The 16,055-nt window shown below is 62.6% G+C and carries 17 protein-coding genes; 2 read left to right on the top strand and 15 right to left on the bottom strand.

The window, feature by feature from the left end; genetic code table 11:
- Positions 1 to 5: 5 nt before the first annotated feature.
- The 11 genes from ACSQ8R_RS17750 to sdhC form a co-directional block, all read right to left on the bottom strand.
- Complete coding sequence (locus ACSQ8R_RS17750) at positions 6 to 3,002, bottom strand: 2-oxoglutarate dehydrogenase E1 component (RefSeq protein ID WP_436254594.1); 2,997 nt, start codon at positions 3,000 to 3,002, stop codon at positions 6 to 8.
- A gap of 238 nt (positions 3,003 to 3,240) precedes the next feature.
- Positions 3,241 to 4,146, bottom strand: a complete 906-nt coding sequence (gene sucD / locus ACSQ8R_RS17755; RefSeq protein ID WP_037081603.1) for a succinate--CoA ligase subunit alpha — start codon at positions 4,144 to 4,146, stop codon at positions 3,241 to 3,243.
- 19 nt (positions 4,147 to 4,165) lie between these two features.
- Positions 4,166 to 5,359, bottom strand: a complete 1,194-nt coding sequence (gene sucC / locus ACSQ8R_RS17760; RefSeq protein ID WP_436254595.1) for an ADP-forming succinate--CoA ligase subunit beta — start codon at positions 5,357 to 5,359, stop codon at positions 4,166 to 4,168.
- 33 nt (positions 5,360 to 5,392) lie between these two features.
- Entirely contained in the window at positions 5,393 to 6,355 is a 963-nt protein-coding gene (gene mdh, locus ACSQ8R_RS17765) for a malate dehydrogenase (protein WP_007757753.1), read from the bottom strand.
- Positions 6,356 to 6,531: 176 nt separating this feature from the next.
- Positions 6,532 to 7,695, bottom strand: a complete 1,164-nt coding sequence (gene zapE / locus ACSQ8R_RS17770) for a cell division protein ZapE (RefSeq protein WP_436254596.1) — start codon at positions 7,693 to 7,695, stop codon at positions 6,532 to 6,534.
- A 30-nt stretch (positions 7,696 to 7,725) separates the two neighbouring features.
- The gene (locus tag ACSQ8R_RS17775) at positions 7,726 to 8,268 is read right to left on the bottom strand and encodes an AprI/Inh family metalloprotease inhibitor (protein ID WP_436255510.1); all 543 of its coding nucleotides are present in this window, start codon (positions 8,266 to 8,268) and stop codon (positions 7,726 to 7,728) included.
- Positions 8,269 to 8,455: 187 nt separating this feature from the next.
- On the bottom strand, positions 8,456 to 9,235 hold the full coding sequence (locus ACSQ8R_RS17780) for a succinate dehydrogenase iron-sulfur subunit (protein WP_436254597.1): 780 nt from the start codon (positions 9,233 to 9,235) through the stop codon (positions 8,456 to 8,458).
- Entirely contained in the window at positions 9,228 to 9,692 is a 465-nt protein-coding gene (locus ACSQ8R_RS17785) for a DUF3052 domain-containing protein (protein WP_436254598.1), read from the bottom strand. Before ACSQ8R_RS17785 ends, ACSQ8R_RS17780 begins: the two co-directional genes overlap by 8 nt.
- A 2-nt stretch (positions 9,693 to 9,694) precedes the next feature.
- On the bottom strand, positions 9,695 to 11,539 hold the full coding sequence (gene sdhA / locus ACSQ8R_RS17790; RefSeq protein ID WP_436254599.1) for a succinate dehydrogenase flavoprotein subunit: 1,845 nt from the start codon (positions 11,537 to 11,539) through the stop codon (positions 9,695 to 9,697).
- A gap of 6 nt (positions 11,540 to 11,545) precedes the next feature.
- Complete coding sequence (sdhD, locus tag ACSQ8R_RS17795; RefSeq protein ID WP_436254600.1) at positions 11,546 to 11,926, bottom strand: succinate dehydrogenase, hydrophobic membrane anchor protein; 381 nt, start codon at positions 11,924 to 11,926, stop codon at positions 11,546 to 11,548.
- Between the two features lie 11 nt (positions 11,927 to 11,937).
- Positions 11,938 to 12,330 (bottom strand): succinate dehydrogenase, cytochrome b556 subunit, encoded by a 393-nt coding sequence (sdhC, locus tag ACSQ8R_RS17800; RefSeq protein ID WP_436254601.1) that lies wholly within the window; start codon positions 12,328 to 12,330, stop codon positions 11,938 to 11,940.
- A 285-nt stretch (positions 12,331 to 12,615) separates the two neighbouring features.
- Here sdhC and ACSQ8R_RS17805 point away from each other — a divergent pair, with 285 nt between their 5' ends.
- On the top strand, positions 12,616 to 13,047 hold the full coding sequence (locus ACSQ8R_RS17805) for a hypothetical protein (RefSeq protein ID WP_436254602.1): 432 nt from the start codon (positions 12,616 to 12,618) through the stop codon (positions 13,045 to 13,047).
- 81 nt (positions 13,048 to 13,128) lie between these two features.
- Here the strand turns inward: ACSQ8R_RS17805 and ACSQ8R_RS17810 are convergent, their stop codons facing one another.
- A complete protein-coding gene (locus tag ACSQ8R_RS17810) occupies positions 13,129 to 14,121 on the bottom strand; it encodes an AraC family transcriptional regulator (RefSeq protein ID WP_436255511.1) in 993 nt (330 codons plus the stop codon).
- 68 nt (positions 14,122 to 14,189) lie between these two features.
- On the opposite strand from ACSQ8R_RS17810, the gene ACSQ8R_RS17815 reads away from it, so the two are divergent.
- The gene (locus tag ACSQ8R_RS17815) at positions 14,190 to 14,558 is read left to right on the top strand and encodes a DsrE family protein (RefSeq protein WP_436254603.1); all 369 of its coding nucleotides are present in this window, start codon (positions 14,190 to 14,192) and stop codon (positions 14,556 to 14,558) included.
- A gap of 101 nt (positions 14,559 to 14,659) precedes the next feature.
- Here the strand turns inward: ACSQ8R_RS17815 and ACSQ8R_RS17820 are convergent, their stop codons facing one another.
- Genes ACSQ8R_RS17820 through ACSQ8R_RS17830 form a run of 3 tightly spaced genes read right to left on the bottom strand, consistent with a single transcriptional unit; the run spans position 14,660 to position 16,053 of the window.
- Positions 14,660 to 15,307, bottom strand: a complete 648-nt coding sequence (locus ACSQ8R_RS17820; protein WP_436254604.1) for a class I SAM-dependent methyltransferase — start codon at positions 15,305 to 15,307, stop codon at positions 14,660 to 14,662.
- A gap of 6 nt (positions 15,308 to 15,313) precedes the next feature.
- The gene (locus ACSQ8R_RS17825) at positions 15,314 to 15,754 is read right to left on the bottom strand and encodes an EVE domain-containing protein (protein WP_436254605.1); all 441 of its coding nucleotides are present in this window, start codon (positions 15,752 to 15,754) and stop codon (positions 15,314 to 15,316) included.
- 8 nt (positions 15,755 to 15,762) lie between these two features.
- Positions 15,763 to 16,053: a YciI-like protein gene (locus ACSQ8R_RS17830; RefSeq protein ID WP_113128595.1), complete on the bottom strand. Its 291-nt coding sequence runs from the start codon at positions 16,051 to 16,053 to the stop codon at positions 15,763 to 15,765.
- Positions 16,054 to 16,055: the final 2 nt, after the last annotated feature.

The raw sequence follows: 16,055 nt of genomic DNA on the forward strand, positions 1-16,055 counted from the left end.
TCTCCTCAGCCGCCGAGCGCGTCTTCGAGGAAGGCTTCGAGCTGTGCGAGATGCTTCGACATCTGGCCCGTTGCAGGCGAGGCCGCTGCCGGCCGGCCCGTGTAACGGACGCGCTGATACTTGGCATCGATATGGGCCAGAACCCATTCCAGATACGGATCGATGAACGACCATGCACCCATGTTCTTCGGCTCTTCCTGGCACCAGACCATTTCCGCATTGCGGAAGCGGGAAAGCTCGTTGATCAGGGCCTTGGCCGGGAACGGATAGAGCTGTTCGATGCGCAGCAGGTAGATGTCGTCGATGCCGCGCTTTTCGCGCTCCTCCAGCAGGTCGTAATAGACCTTGCCGGTGCAGAGCACGACGCGACGGATCTTGGCATCCTTCTGCAGCTTGATCGGGCCGTCCTTGATGACCTCCGCATCGTCCCAGAGGAGACGATGGAAGGAAGACTCGCCGGCCATTTCGGCAAGCGTCGAGGTGGCCCGCTTGTGGCGCAGCAGGGACTTCGGCGTCATCAGCAGCAACGGCTTGCGGAAGTCGCGCTTGGTCTGGCGGCGCAGGATATGGAAGTAGTTCGCCGGCGTCGTGACGTTGGCGACCTGCATGTTGTCTTCGGCGCACATCTGCAGCCAGCGCTCGAGGCGTGCGGAAGAGTGTTCCGGACCCTGGCCTTCATAACCGTGCGGCAGCAGGCAGACGAGGCCGGACATGCGCAGCCACTTGCGTTCGCCCGACGAGATGAACTGGTCGAACACGACCTGCGCGCCGTTGGCGAAGTCGCCGAACTGGGCTTCCCACAGCGTCAGCGCATTCGGGCGGGCGAGCGAATAGCCATATTCGAAGCCGAGGACCGCCTCTTCCGAAAGCATCGAGTTGATGACTTCGTAACGGGCCTGGGTCGGCGACAGGTTGGCGAGCGGGATGTAGCGCTCTTCGGTGTCCTGATCGTAGAGGACCGAGTGGCGCTGCGAGAACGTGCCACGTTCGCAATCCTGGCCGGAAAGGCGGATCTTGGTGCCTTCAACGGCAAGCGAACCGAATGCCAGGGCTTCCGCCATGGCCCAGTCGATGCCTTCGCCGGTCTCGACCATCTGGGCGCGGTTATCCATGAACCGCTTGATAGTGCGGTGGGCGTTGAAACCGTCCGGAATGGTCGCGAGCTTGCGGCCGATCTCGCGCAGTTCCTTCATCGGCATCGCGGTCTTGCCGCGGCGCTGTTCGTCGGCATTGTCGGCCGAGCGCAGGCCCGACCACTGGCCGTCGAGCCAGTCTGCCTTGTTCGGCTTGTAGCTCTGGCCGGCCTCGAATTCGGTTTCCAGATGGGCGCGCCAGTCGGCCTTCATCTTCTCGAATTCGCCGTCGGTAACCAGACCTTCGGCGATCAGGCGGTCGGCATAGATCTGCGCGACGGTCTTGTGGGCGCGGATCACCTTGTACATCTTCGGCTGCGTGAACGCCGGCTCGTCGCCTTCGTTATGGCCGAAGCGGCGGTAGCAGAACATGTCGATGACGACCGGCTTGTGGAACTTCATCCGGTATTCGGTCGCGACCTTGGCGGCGTAGACGACCGCTTCCGGATCGTCGCCGTTGACGTGGAAGATCGGCGCCTCGATCATCTTGGCGACGTCGGACGGATAGGGCGACGAACGCGAGAAGGCCGGGTTGGTGGTAAAGCCGATCTGGTTGTTAACGATGACATGCATCGTGCCGGCGACGCGGTGGCCGCGCAGGCCCGAAAGGCCGAGGATCTCGGCCACGACGCCCTGGCCCGCAAACGCGGCGTCGCCGTGCAGCAGGAGCGGCAGAACCTTGGAGCGTTCCTTCAGCGGAATGATGTCGCCGTCCCAGGCCTTGGCAAGCATGTCCTGCTTGGCGCGGGCCTTGCCCATCACGACCGGGTTGACGATTTCCAGATGCGACGGGTTGGCCGTCAGCGACATGTGGACCTTGTTGCCGTCAAATTCGCGGTCCGACGAAGCGCCGAGATGGTACTTGACGTCGCCCGAACCTTCGACTTCGTCCGGCTTGAACGAGCCGCCCTTGAATTCGTGGAACACTGCCCGGTGCGGCTTGAGCATGACGTTGGTCAGCACGTTCAGGCGACCGCGATGCGGCATGCCGAGAACGACTTCTTCAAGGCCTTCCTGGCCACCACGCTTGATGATCTGTTCCAGCGCCGGGATCAGCGATTCGCCGCCATCGAGGCCGAAGCGCTTCGTACCCTTGAAACGAACGTCGAGGAACTGCTCGTAGCCTTCCGCTTCGACCAGCTTGGAAAGGATCGCCTTCTTGCCTTCCGGCGTGAATTCGACGCCCTTGCCGGGCCCTTCGATACGCTCCTGGATCCAGGACTTTTCTTCCGGATTGGAAATGTGCATGAACTCGACGCCCAAAGTCGAGCAATAGGTGCGCTCGAGGATCTCGATCATCTGGCGGACGGTCGCGTATTCGAGGCCGAGCACGTTGTCGATGAAGATCCTGCGGTCGTAGTCGGCTTCCGTGAAGCCGTAGGCGGTCGGCGAAAGCTCGTTATAGTCCTCGACCGCGCTGGCGATGCCGAGCGGGTCCAGCTTGGCGTGCAGGTGGCCGCGCATGCGATAGGCGCGGATCATCATGATGGCACGGACGCTATCGCGCGTCGCCTGCAGCACGTCGGTTTCGTTGACCGGCTTGCCGGTCGCAACGGCGGCAGCTTCCGCCTTCGCCTTGACCTTGGTTTCGATCGCCTTTTCGACGAGCGGCCAGTTGCCGTCGAGCGCCGAGACCAGCTCGCCGTTTGCCGTGATCGGCCAGTTCCTGCGCTGCCAGGAGGCTCCCTTGGCCGCCGCCTTCACGTCGTCCGGATTGTCGGCGAGCGCCTTGAAGAAGGCCTGCCATTCCGGCGCGACGGATGTCGGGTCGTCCTCGTACCGGGCATGCAGCTGCTCGATATAGGCCGCGTTCTGTCCGTCGAGGAAAGAGGTGATGAGGAACTGCTCGTTGGCTTCTTGCCGTGCCATGGTTATCTGCGGGCGCCGCGCCCGCCTCCTGACGTAATCGGAGCCGGAATAGATCTCCGGCCTCCGCATTTTCTTGGTCTTCGTCTTGGTACCGAACCGCCCTTGGCGGCCACCCGTCCCCAAAATCTGAGAGACGCTGAACATGGACAGGCAAAGCATATGCGGCTTCGCCTGCCCGGAGCTTGTCGGGTCAATCGCCACCTATCTATCCAGGGCGGCGAATGTTCCTTATGTGGCGTCAGCCCTTGAGGACTTCAACCAAGGTCTTGCCGAGACGGGCCGGCGAAGGCGACACCTTGATGCCTGCCGATTCCATCGCGGCGATCTTCGATTCCGCGTCACCCTTGCCGCCGGAAACCACAGCGCCGGCGTGACCCATCGTGCGGCCCTTCGGAGCGGTGCGGCCCGCGATGAAGCCGGCCATCGGCTTGCTCCGGCCCTTCTTGGCTTCGTCCTTCAGGAACTGCGCCGCGTCTTCTTCAGCCGAACCGCCGATTTCACCGATCATGATGATCGAGGTCGTGGCGTCGTCTGCGAGGAACATCTCGAGCACGTCGATGAACTCGGTGCCCTTGACCGGGTCGCCGCCGATGCCGACAGCCGTCGTCTGGCCGAGGCCTTCGTTCGAGGTCTGGAATACGGCCTCGTAGGTCAGCGTGCCCGAACGGGACACGATACCGACCGAACCCTTGCGGAAGATCGAGCCCGGCATGATGCCGATCTTGCATTCTTCCGGCGTCAGGATGCCCGGGCAGTTGGGGCCGAGCAGGCGCGACTTGGAGCGGTCGAGGCGAGCCTTGACGCGCACCATGTCCATGACCGGGATGCCCTCGGTGATGCAGGTGATGAACGGGACTTCGGCTTCGATCGCCTCGATGATCGCATCCGCTGCACCTGCCGGCGGAACGTAGATCACGGTCGCGTCGGCGCCGGTCCGTTCCCTGGCTTCGGCAACCGAGGTGAAGATCGGCAGCGACGTGCCGTCGACGCCGGACGACCACGATTCGCCGCCCTTCTTGGGATGAACGCCGCCCACCATCTTGGTGCCGTAATAGGCAAGCGCCTGTTCCGTGTGGAAGGTGCCGGTCTTCCCGGTCAGGCCCTGGACGATGACCTTGGTGTCTTTGTTAACGAGAATAGACATTGATTCCGGTCCTTCCAGGTTAGGCTTCGATCGCCGCGACGATCTTCTTCGCCGCGTCGTCAAGATCGTCAGCCGCGGTGATCGCGAGACCGGACTCGTTGAGGATTTTCTTGCCGAGTTCGACATTGGTGCCTTCGAGGCGCACCACGAGCGGAACCTTCAGGCCGACTTCCTGCACCGCCGCGACAACGCCTTCGGCGATGACGTCGCAGCGCATGATGCCGCCGAAGATGTTGACGAGGATGCCCTCGACCTTCGGGTCGGCCGTGATGATCTTGAAGGCCGCAGCCACCTTCTCCTTGCCGGCGCCGCCGCCGACGTCGCAGAAGTTCGCCGGCTCCTTGCCGTAGAGCTTGATGATGTCCATCGTCGCCATGGCGAGACCGGCACCGTTGACCATGCAGCCGATATTGCCGTCGAGTGCCACGTAGGCGAGGTCCCACTTGGAGGCCTCGATTTCCTTGGCGTCCTCTTCGGTCTCGTCGCGCAGCGCCTTGACGTCGTCGTGGCGGAACAGCGCATTGCCGTCGAACGACATCTTGGCGTCGAGAACGCGCAGGTGGCCGTTCTTCATGACGATCAGCGGGTTGATCTCGAGAAGAGCCATGTCCTTCTCGTTGAAGGCCTTGTAGAGCAGCGGGAAGAGCGACTTGGCGTCTTCCGCGGCAGCGCCGTCGAGTTCCAGGGCCTTGGAGATCGCAGCGACGTCCGCAGCCGTCACGCCGGCTTCCGGATCGATGGCGATCGTGTGGATCTTCTCAGGGGTGTCGTGGGCGACGGCTTCGATGTCCATGCCGCCTTCCGTCGAGACGACGAAGGCAACGCGACCGACCGAGCGATCGACCAGCAGCGAGCAATAGAGTTCGCGGGCGATGTCGGCGCCGTCTTCGATATAGAGACGGTTGACCTGCTTGCCTGCTTCACCGGTCTGCGCGGTCACCAGCGTGTTGCCGAGCATTTCCTTGGCATGCGCCTTGGCTTCCTCGATCGAGAAGGCCAGGCGGACGCCGCCCTTGGCGTCGGGGCCGAGTTCCTTGAACTTGCCCTTGCCGCGGCCGCCCGCATGGATCTGGCTCTTGACGACGTAGAGCGGGCCCGGAAGCGACTTTGCAGCTGCTTCGGCCTCTTCGGCCTTCAGGATCGCGACGCCTTCCGCAACCGGTGCGCCATAGCCCTTGAGCAGAGCCTTGGCCTGATATTCATGAATGTTCATGGGTTTATCCCTGTTTCGATGACTTCGGCGCGGTTACTTGAGAGCCGGTGCGATGTTAATGCAGGCTTCGCAGAGGCCGGCAACGGCGCCGACGGACTTCTGGAAGGCGGCCTCTTCGTCCTTGTTGAACTCGACTTCGATGATGCGCTCGACGCCGCCGGCGCCGATGATCGTCGGAACGCCGACATACATGTCCTTGACGCCGTACTGGCCGGACAGATAGGCGGCGGCCGGCAGGACGCGCTTCTTGTCCTTGAGGAAGGATTCGGCCATTTCAATCGCCGAAGCGGCCGGAGCGTAGTAGGCGGAACCGGTCTTGAGCAGGCCGACGATTTCGGCGCCGCCGTCACGGGTGCGCTGGATGATTTCTTCGAGGCGCTCCTTGGTGACCCAGCCCATCTTGACGAGGTCGGTGAGCGGAACGCCGCCGACGGTCGAGTAGCGGGCGAGCGGCACCATCGTGTCGCCGTGGCCGCCGAGAACGAAGGCGGTGACGTCCTGGACGGAAACGTTGAATTCTTCGGAAAGGAAGAGGCGGAAGCGGGCCGAGTCGAGCACGCCGGCCATGCCGACGACCATGTTCTTCGGCAGGCCCGAGAACTTCTGGAGAGCCCAGACCATCGCGTCGAGCGGGTTGGTGATGCAGATCACGAAGGCGTTCGGGGCATATTTCTTGATGCCGGCGCCGACCTGTTCCATGACCTTGAGGTTGATGCCGAGCAGGTCGTCGCGGCTCATGCCCGGCTTGCGGGCGACGCCGGCGGTGACGATGCAGACGTCAGCGCCTTCGATGGCAGCATAGTCGCTGGCGCCGGAGAGCTTGGCGTTAAAGCCCTCGACGGGGCCGGACTGGGCGATATCGAGGCCCTTGCCCTGCGGAATGCCGTCGGCAATGTCGAACAGGACGATGTCGCCCAGCTCCTTCAGGCTGGCGAGATGCGCCAGCGTTCCACCGATCATGCCAGAACCAATAAGTGCGATCTTCTTGCGCGCCATCGAAAAGCTTCCTTTCGAGATCCGAATCCATGGCAGGTTACGGCTCGCCTACCAACGTGCCAGACCGCATACCGCCATCCGCCCGGAATGGCAATCGATTATTTTCGGCTCAACTTTTTCAATCGGTTAGATGTCAAAATTCTTACGTAAACGTAAGAATTTCTGTCACCAAACCGTTAAAGTCGGCGGCGTTTTTCGTGATGCAGTGCGAGATAGTCGGGGCTGCGCATCTCAAAAAGACGCGAGACGGTACGGTCGAACTCGAAGCCTTCCGTGCCTTTTCGCTCCACCAGGATATCTTCCGGCGCCGCCGCCGCGGAAACGTAGAGCCGGACCTTATGGTCGTATAGCGCATCGACCAGGTTGATCAGTCGCTTCGTTTCGTTGCGCTTCTCCGGCCCGAGCTGCGGAACATGTTCGACGAAGATCGCGTCGAAGCGGTTGGCAAGCGCCAGGTAGTCCGACGCTCCGAGCGGCTTGCCGCAGATATCCTTGAAATCGAAGCGCGCCGCCCGCCCGGCGGCCGAAGGCACGTGGATGCTGCGGCCCTTCATCGGCACCTCGGCGGGCGCCGCCTTCTCGCCGTCGGTTACCTGGTGCCAGGCGGATTCCATCGCCGCGTCGGCCCGCGCATCGAGCGGCGTCACATAGACCGGCAGGCTTGCGAGCTTCTGCATGCGGTAATCGTTGGGGGAATCGAGCGTGACGACGTCCACGTAGCGGTTCAGCAGTGCGATGAACGGCAGGAAAAGCCCACGGTTCAGCCCGTCCCGATACAGATCGTCCGGCGCGACGTTCGAGGTCGCAACGAGTACGCAGCCGAGCCCGAACAGCTCGGTGAACAGCCGCGCCAAAATCATCGCGTCGGTGATGTCGGTCACCGAAAACTCGTCGAAGCAGAGAAGCTCGGCTTCCGCAAACAGAGCGGCGGCGACCGGCGGCACGGGATCCGCCTGCTTGGTTTCGCCGCGCTTCAGCTTCTGCCGGTGTTCGTGAATGCGGTTGTGCACATCCGCCATGAATTCATGGAAATGCGCCCGGCGCTTTTTTGTCGTCGGCGCCTTCTTGAAGAACATGTCCATCAGCATGGTCTTGCCGCGCCCGACGCTGCCATGCACGTAAAGACCGCGGATTTCGCGCGGCCGGCCGCCGCCCTTGGCAAAGAGCCAGCCGAGCGCGCTTTTTTTCTTCGCCGGTTTCGTCTCGCGAAGGCAGGTCAGAAGATGGTCGAGCTTGGCGGCAACCGCGAGCTGGGCCTTGTCGGCGGTCAGCACACCCGACGCAGCCAGAGCCTTCAGCTCCTCGCCGACGCTCGTCGTGTATTCGGGAATGGGTTCCAACCGGACGCCCTCGAAACTGTGGGAAACCGCTTAGCGGCTGAGGCTGACCGGCTGGCCGGAGTTCATCGTACCGTCGAAACGGTTCTCGGCGCTCTTGTAGACGCGTCCGATCACGTCGCCGGCCCGGTTCTTGAACTGAACCATCTTGCCCGATACTTCCCAGGAGCCCATCGCGGTCAGTTCGCCGGCGCAGCCGCGGGTACCGCCGCGCGAACCACCACCGAGATTGGTGAGCGTCAGGAACATGTCGCAGGAAGAACCGGCATTGGCCACACGCCAGTTGCCGACCATGGCTTCCTTCTTGACATCGAGCGCACTCGCAGGCGGTGCGGACGGATTGGCGGACGCCATGGCAGGATTTGCGCCGGGCGCGCTCGGAAACTGGGAAGAACCCGCGGTGCCGGGAGGCGGCGGCAGCTGGCCACCCTGAACGGACGGCACGGGCTGCGCCTGAAGCGGCGCAGGCTGGGAGGGTTGCGCAGGCAGATCGCTATAAGGGCTATAGGAAGTGCGCTGGCAACCGGCCAGTGCCAAGACAAGAACAAGTCCCGTCGCCGCGTATCTGAACTGCATCATCTAACTCCTGCTTTCAGCTTGACCCGCCACCGATGCCACTGAATTGAGACCGAATTATCGTAAACCACCTTGGTTAATCAAGTCGTACTGGAACAATTCGGCAGGCCGATCAAGAGGCACGCCCCGATGTATTCAGTCCCAGCCAGCGCTGGGACCGGAGGAGACGCCCATTGTCGAGAACGCCTCAGACGCGACGCTCGACCATCATCTTTTTGATCTCGGCGATCGCTTTAGCCGGGTTCAGGCCCTTGGGGCAGGTCTGGGCACAGTTCATGATCGTGTGGCAGCGATAGAGCCGGAACGGGTCCTCGAGATTGTCGAGCCGCTCGCCCTTGGCTTCGTCTCTGGAGTCGATCAGCCAGCGATAGGCCTGCAGCAGGGTGGCCGGGCCGAGATAGCGGTCGCCGTTCCACCAGTAGCTGGGACAGGAGGTCGAGCAGCAGGCGCACAGGATGCACTCGTAGAGGCCGTCGAGCTTCTGGCGGTCCTCGTGGCTCTGCTTCCATTCCTTGGCCGGCTGCGGCGAAACCGTCTTCAGCCAGGGTTCGATCGAGCGGTGCTGGGCGTAGAAGTTGGTGAGGTCCGGAACCAGGTCCTTGACGACCGGCATATGCGGCAGCGGATAGACCTTCACCGTGCCCTTCACGTCGTCCATGCCCTTGGTGCAGGCGAGCGTGTTGGTGCCGTCGATGTTCATGGCGCAGGAACCGCAGATGCCCTCGCGGCAGGAGCGGCGCAGCGTCAGCGTCGGGTCGATATTGTTCTTGATGTAGAGCAGACCGTCGAGAACCATCGGGCCGCAATCGTCAACGTCGATATAATAGGTATCGATGCGCGGGTTCTGGCCGTCATCCGGGTTCCAGCGGTAGATGCGGAATTCCCGGACGTTCTTGGCGCCAGCCGGCTTCGGCCAGGTCTTGCCTTCGGTCATCTGAGAGTTCTTGGGGAGAGCGAGTTCAACCATGCGACCTATCCGTTCTTTCCTTGCGCCGATCCTTGCGAATGACCAGCTTCAGCGCCGACCATATGTTGTCGACCGCGGCCACCTTGACATCCACCAGATCGAGATCGAGAGCCGCTGCACGCACGACATCCTCGGTCACGTCCGTCCTAACCTTCGAAGCCTTCTTCGGCCAGGAGACCCAGATCATGCCATCCGGCCTGATTCGGTCCTGAAGACCGGAAAGCTCGTTTTCGATCTCCGCCCTCATGATCGTGAAGGCGTGGATCGCATCGTAAGCCTTGCCTGCCGCACGCATCGCTTCCCAGGAGGAAAACCGGTCGCAGGCGGCGAATTCAACCAAGGTTTCCAGCTCTTCCAGACTATCCGGCAGCGCAACGAACGCTGCCGTCATCCCAGGCTTGAAACCCAGCTTCTTGACGAGCGGCGTTCCGGAATATCCCGCACCCGCCGCCTCCATGATCAGTACACGCGCGCTTTCGGCTCGATCTTGTAAGGATCGATGCCTTCGGCGATGAGCTCGGTATGCACCGGGCGGTAGTCGAGCTTGACCTCGCCGCTGTCGCTGACCCAGGCAAGCGTGTGCTTGCGCCAGTTCTCGTCGTCGCGGCCGCCGAACGGGCCGGACGTGTAATCCTCGCGGGCGTGGCTGCCGCGGCTTTCCTTGCGGGCTTCCGCGCCGACAACCGTGGCGATCGCGTTCGCCATCAGGTTTTCGAGTTCCAGCGTCTCGACCAGATCCGAGTTCCAGATCATCGAACGGTCGGTGACCTTGATGTCCTTCAGCTCGCCCCAGATCGCCGACATCCGCTTGCAGCCCGATTCCAGCGATTCCTGGGTCCGGAACACGGCGGCGTCGTCCTGCATGGTGCGCTGCATCTTGTCGCGCAGCACCGCCGTCGGCGTGCCGCCATTGGCGTTCCGCAGACGGTCGAAGCGGTCCATGATCTTGTCGCAGGCGGCGATGTTGAGCGCCGGGATCGGCTCGGCCTTGTTGATCACCTGGCCGGCGCGGATCGCCGCGGCGCGGCCGAAGACCACGAGGTCGATCAGCGAGTTGGAGCCAAGGCGGTTGGCGCCGTGAACCGAGGCGCAGCCCGCTTCGCCGACGGCCATCAGGCCCGGCAGCAGCCGTTCCGGATTGTTGCTGTCGGCATTCAGGACTTCGCCGTAGAAATTGGTCGGGATGCCGCCCATGTTGTAATGCACGGTCGGCAGGACCGGGATCGGCTCGCGCGTCACATCGACGCCTGCGAAAATCTTGGCGCTCTCGGAAATGCCCGGAAGACGCTCGTGCAGAACGGCCGGATCGAGATGGTCGAGATGCAGGAAGATGTGGTCCTTGTTCTTGCCGACGCCGCGGCCTTCGCGGATTTCCAGCGTCATGCAGCGGGAAACCACGTCGCGCGAGGCAAGGTCCTTGGCCGAAGGTGCATAACGCTCCATGAAGCGCTCGCCCTCGGAATTGACGAGGTAACCGCCTTCGCCGCGCGCGCCTTCGGTGATCAGACAGCCCGAACCGTAGATGCCGGTCGGGTGGAACTGCACGAATTCCATATCCTGCAGGGGCAGGCCGGCGCGAGCCACCATGCCGCCGCCGTCGCCGGTGCAGGTATGGGCCGATGTCGCCGAGAAATAGGCGCGGCCGTAACCGCCGGTTGCCAGCACCACCATCTTGGCGGCAAAACGGTGGATCGTGCCGTCATCGAGGTTCCAGGCGACGACGCCGGTGCAGCGGCTGCCATCTTCCGACATGATCAGGTCGAGCGCGAAATATTCGATGAAGAATTCCGCATTGTTCTTGAGCGACTGGCCGTAGAGCGTGTGCAGGATGGCGTGGCCGGTACGGTCGGCCGCGGCGCAGGTGCGCTGCACCGGCGGGCCGGCGCCAAAGTTCTGCATGTGGCCGCCGAACGGGCGCTGGTAGATCTTGCCTTCCTCGTTGCGGGAGAACGGCACGCCGTAATGTTCGAGTTCGTAGACGGCCTTCGGCGCCTCCATGACCATGTACTGCATGGCGTCGACGTCGCCGAGCCAGTCGGAACCCTTGACGGTGTCGTAAAGGTGCCACTGCCAGCTATCCGGCGTCATGTTCTGCAGCGACGCCGCAATCCCGCCTTGAGCTGCGACGGTGTGCGAGCGGGTCGGGAAGACCTTGGTGATGCAGGCGGTCTTGAAACCCTGTTCGGCCATGCCGAGCGTGGCGCGCAGGCCCGCGCCGCCGGCGCCGACGACGATCACGTCATAGGAATGGTCGACATAGGTATAGGCTTTGCCGTTCTGGGCGATGGGGGTGACTGATGCCATGACGGGTTATCCTGCGAATGCGATTTTCAGAACGGCGAACAGACAGAGCCCGGCGATCAAAATCGAGAAGAAGGTGTTGAGCATGACCAGCGCAACCTTGGTGAACTCGCCGTGGACATAGTCCTCGATGATCACCTGCATGCCGATCTTCATGTGGATGACGCCGGAGATCACCACCAGACCCATGATGACGGCGACGAACGGGTTCGACAGGGCCGCGATCACTTCCGGAAAGGGCTTGCCGGCATAGATGATCATGAACACGATAAAGAAGGTCAGAAGCGGCACGTTGGCGACGGCCGTCAGGCGCTGGCGCCAAAAATGTTCGGTGCCGTCCTTGGCGGAGCCCAGTCCGCGGACCTTTCCGAGCGGGGTACGCATATCCATGGATGAGAACCTTACCGAACGAGGAAGCCGATCACCCAGACCAGCACGGTCAGACAGAGTGATGCGATGATATTGGCGATGGCGAGCTTGGTGGAAAATTCCTTCTCGAAGCCGTGCCCGAGGTCCCACATGAAGTGGCGGAAGCCGCCAAGCATGTGATGGATCAGCGCCCAGGTATAACCGAGCAGCACCAGCTTGCCGAGAAGGCTGCCGAGCGCCCAGTTGGCCCAGTCGTAATAGGCCGGGCCGCTGGCGGCGGCGATCAGCCACCACGCCACCAGGACGGTGCCGAAATAAAGCGCGCCGCCGGTGATGCGGTGCACAATCGACATGACCATGGTGGGGATTGGCTTGTAGATTTGAAGATGCGGCGACAGGGGCCGGTTGTTAGTCACATTCGCCATCAGAACCTCGCGGCGTCGTATGCGGTATCAAGGGCGGGCGCCCGGCAATGCACGATGCCGAAGAAATGTGCATTGCATCATTGGCGTGGTTTAATCGCACGGATGTCTGACGACAAGAACAATTCAGACTGAATTCGAATTTAATCGATTGTGTCTTTCTCGTGGCTGACGCGGCGCAAACCCGGCGGTCACATTAACTACGATTTGGAAAGAATTCGTTGCCGTCGGGACGGGAGGAGCCGTTTTATGATAACCTTTCATTAATCATATCCTCCGGAGTTCGCCATGATCGCGAATCGCATCAAGCCTGTCCTGGTCGCCGCAGCACTTTTCGCCTCGCTCGCTTCCGCCACGAACGCCCGCGATGGCTGGATCGATGCCGGCAGCGGCGTCTACCGCCTTGGAAGCAACCGCTCGGAACAGCGGGACGACCGCTCGCCGAATGTGGAGAGCTTTCGCGTCTTCTATACCGGGACGGCGTCATTCGTCCGCAGGCTCGGCATCTTCAGCGGACCGCTGCAGGCCCGCCCGATCCCCGACTTCGGCATCCATTTTGCGCGCTATTTTTCGCAAGACTACTGGTGGGGACAGGAAGGCCGCGTGGTGCTCGCGCCGAAGGCCAAGATCATCGATGTCGACAGCGGCCTGCGCGGCCGCGGCCTCGGAAACGCCTGCGCCTACGAGGCCGGCGTCTGTGTTATTCGCGGCGGGAATTGAACAGCGCCGCAGCAATCGCCCGCGCATATGCGGCGGACGGCCTGCTGCTGCTATATCCGGCTAACTCCGCCCTCCCCACTTTCAGCCCATCGCACGCCAGGCCGCCGGCGGCGTGCCGAAGGTCCGCGAAAATGCCCGGCTGAAAGCCGCTTCGGTCGCATATCCCGCGTCATAGGCGATCGTGGCAATCGCCTGCCCCGTCGTTGCCAGAGCCACGCTCGCCAGATAAAGGCGCCACTCGCGCACATATCTGACGGGAGAAGTCCCGAGGATCGTCTGGAAACGTTCCGCCAGCACGCTGCGCGACATCCCCGCCGCGACAGACAGTTCCCCCAGCGACCAGTTGCGCGTCGGATCGTCGTGAATGAGTGACAGGCAACGCGACAGAGCCGCGTCGCCGAGTGCCGCCAGCCAGCCGGCCGCCTGCGGTTCGGCCATGGTGATCTGGTGACGCAGAATCTCGATAAAAAGGATCTCGGTCAGTCTCGGCAGCATGGAGATCCCGCCCGCATGTGGCATATCGACCTCTTCCACCATTTGCCGGATGGTCGCCCGCAGCCAGTCTCCGTCATTGGCACTGCGCGTCCTGACATGAATCAGCTTCGGCAGCGCTCGCCTCAGCGGCGCAAAGCTCAGCGCGTCGCACTGGAGATAGCCGCAGAGCAGCCTGACCCCTTGCGCATCGTCACCGTGGCGAATGACGGGAATCTGGCGCCACGGCTTCGGCGGCAGTTGCCGAGTCGGGTTGACGATCGCGCCGTCACCGCCCGAGCCCAGCTGGTGCCCGGTGCCGAAGGGAAAGATCAGCACGTCGCCCGGCTCGAGCGCTGCCTCCTGGCCTTCCATCTTCAGCCAGCACTGGCCGGCAGCGACGATGTGAAACGGGACCGTGCCGATTGCCCTCCCCGAGAGGCTCGCCATGGAGGGTGTGGCATCGGTCTGCCAGTTGCCGGAGGGCATGAAGCAGAACTGCAACGACCCTGAAAGGCGGATCGTCGACAACAGCGCCGACAGCACGTCGTCCCGCGCCACGCCCCGCGTCAGGTCAGGATTTTCGGACAAGCCTTCACGCATCTCGGCCAAAGACGGGTTTCGCCCGCCTTCCTACAGTGAGCAGGTCAACTCAACCGTGGGAGAATACAATGCAAACTCCAACTGACAAACTGGTAGTGCTCGTCACCAAGGGCATCGATTCCGAACTTTCGTCCGTCGCCTTCACGATTGCCAATGGCGGCATCACTGCGGGGCTCAAGGTCTCGGTATTTCTGACCAGCGCCGCGATCGATCTCGTCCGCAAGGGCGGGCAGCGGATGACACATGTGGCGCCGCTCGATCCGCTGGCTCAATCGATCGAAGATTTCCAGGGCCGCGGCGGCACGATCTGGGCATGCCCGCCTTGCGTCAAATCGCGTGGTTATGATCAGCACGACCTGCTCGAGGGCGTTGTCATCGTGGGAGCAAGCGCAATGCACGCCGAGATCAGGGACGGAGCCGCCACGCTCTCGTTTTGATCATCACGAACATCCAGTGGGGCCGTTCGGCGAGGCTGATCACATCCTCTCCTCCGCTCGGCCCCATCGCTGCCGCGGCAATGATGGGCGAGCCCGCCAACCTAATGGGCAAACCGCCAGACCGTCGTCCTCTTCACCTCGCTGTCCTCCAGCGCCCGCGTCACCGGCACCTGATAGACCGCAAGTTGCTCGAGCCGGTCCTTCGGCAAATAGCTGCGGCCGGGATCACCGACCAGAATCAGCTTCCCCTCACCCGCAAGCCGCGTGAACCACGGGATCAAGGCCGCCGCAAATTCCCTATCGTAGAAGACGTCGCCGGCCAGGATGACATCCGCCTCGACCGGCCTGCCGATCTGGTCTTCGGCCGTGGAGCGGATCGCCACCCCGTTCTCCGCCGCATTCAGGGCTATGGAGCTTGCCGCCCAGGGATCGATATCCGCCGCCAGCACGTCGGCCGCCCCCGCAAGCCTTGCGGCAATCGCCACCAGACCGGAGCCGCTGGCGAAATCCAGCACCCGTCTGCCGGCGAACGCATCGGGATTGTCGAGGACATAGCGGGCAAGCCCCTGGCCCCCCGCCCAGGCAAAGGCCCAGAAGGGCGGTGGCAGGCCGATCTTTTCCAGGTCCTCTTCCGTCTTCAGCCACAGGTCATGCGCCTCGCTCGCCAGATGCAGCCGGATTTCCGGCACATGCGGCGGGCTCGTGAGACCCGTGTTCTGGAGGATGAAGGTCCGGGGATCGGTCTTCAATCGCGCTCAGTCCGGCGAGCGCGGCGGATTGTCGAGACCGCCGAGCCGGCAGATCTCGAAATATTCCTCGTCGGTCACCGGCTGCACCGACAGCCGCATCGAGGTGACGAGCGACATCTTCTCGAACTTCGGGTTGGCCTTGATGTCCTTCAGCGTCACCGGCTTCGGCACATCCATGACGGCGCGGATATCGACGCAATCCCATTTCGGATCGCCTTTTGCCGTCGAATCGGGATGCGACAGCGCACAGACCTCGACAATCCCGACGATCTCCAGCCCGTCATTCGAGTGGTAGAAGAAGCCCTTGTCGCCGATCTTCATGGCCCGCATGTTGTTGCGCGCCAGGTAGTTGCGCACGCCGGTCCATTCGGTGCCCTTGTCGCCGGCCGCCTTCTGCTGTTCCCAGGACCAGGCGGACGGTTCGGATTTGTACAGCCAATACGCCATCTGTCGCCTCACTCCGGCTTGTTGAAGACCCAGTTCCAGGCTTTCACTTCGACCTTCTCGAACAGACCGGCCATGTAATAGGGATCGGCTTCGGCGATCGTGCGGGCGGCGGCCATGTCGGCGGCCTCGACGACCACGAGGCTGCCGTTCGGCTTGCCGTCGTCATCGAGGAACGGGCCGGCGAACTTCAGCGTGCCCTCGGCATTCAGCTTGTTCAGGTATTCCACATGGGTCGGGCGGGTTTCCATCCGGACGTTCAGATGGCCGGGCTTGTCGGTGCACAGAAACGCAAACAGCATCA

Source organism: Neorhizobium sp. LjRoot104, from assembly GCF_964253725.1.
Lineage (GTDB): Bacteria > Pseudomonadota > Alphaproteobacteria > Rhizobiales > Rhizobiaceae > Neorhizobium.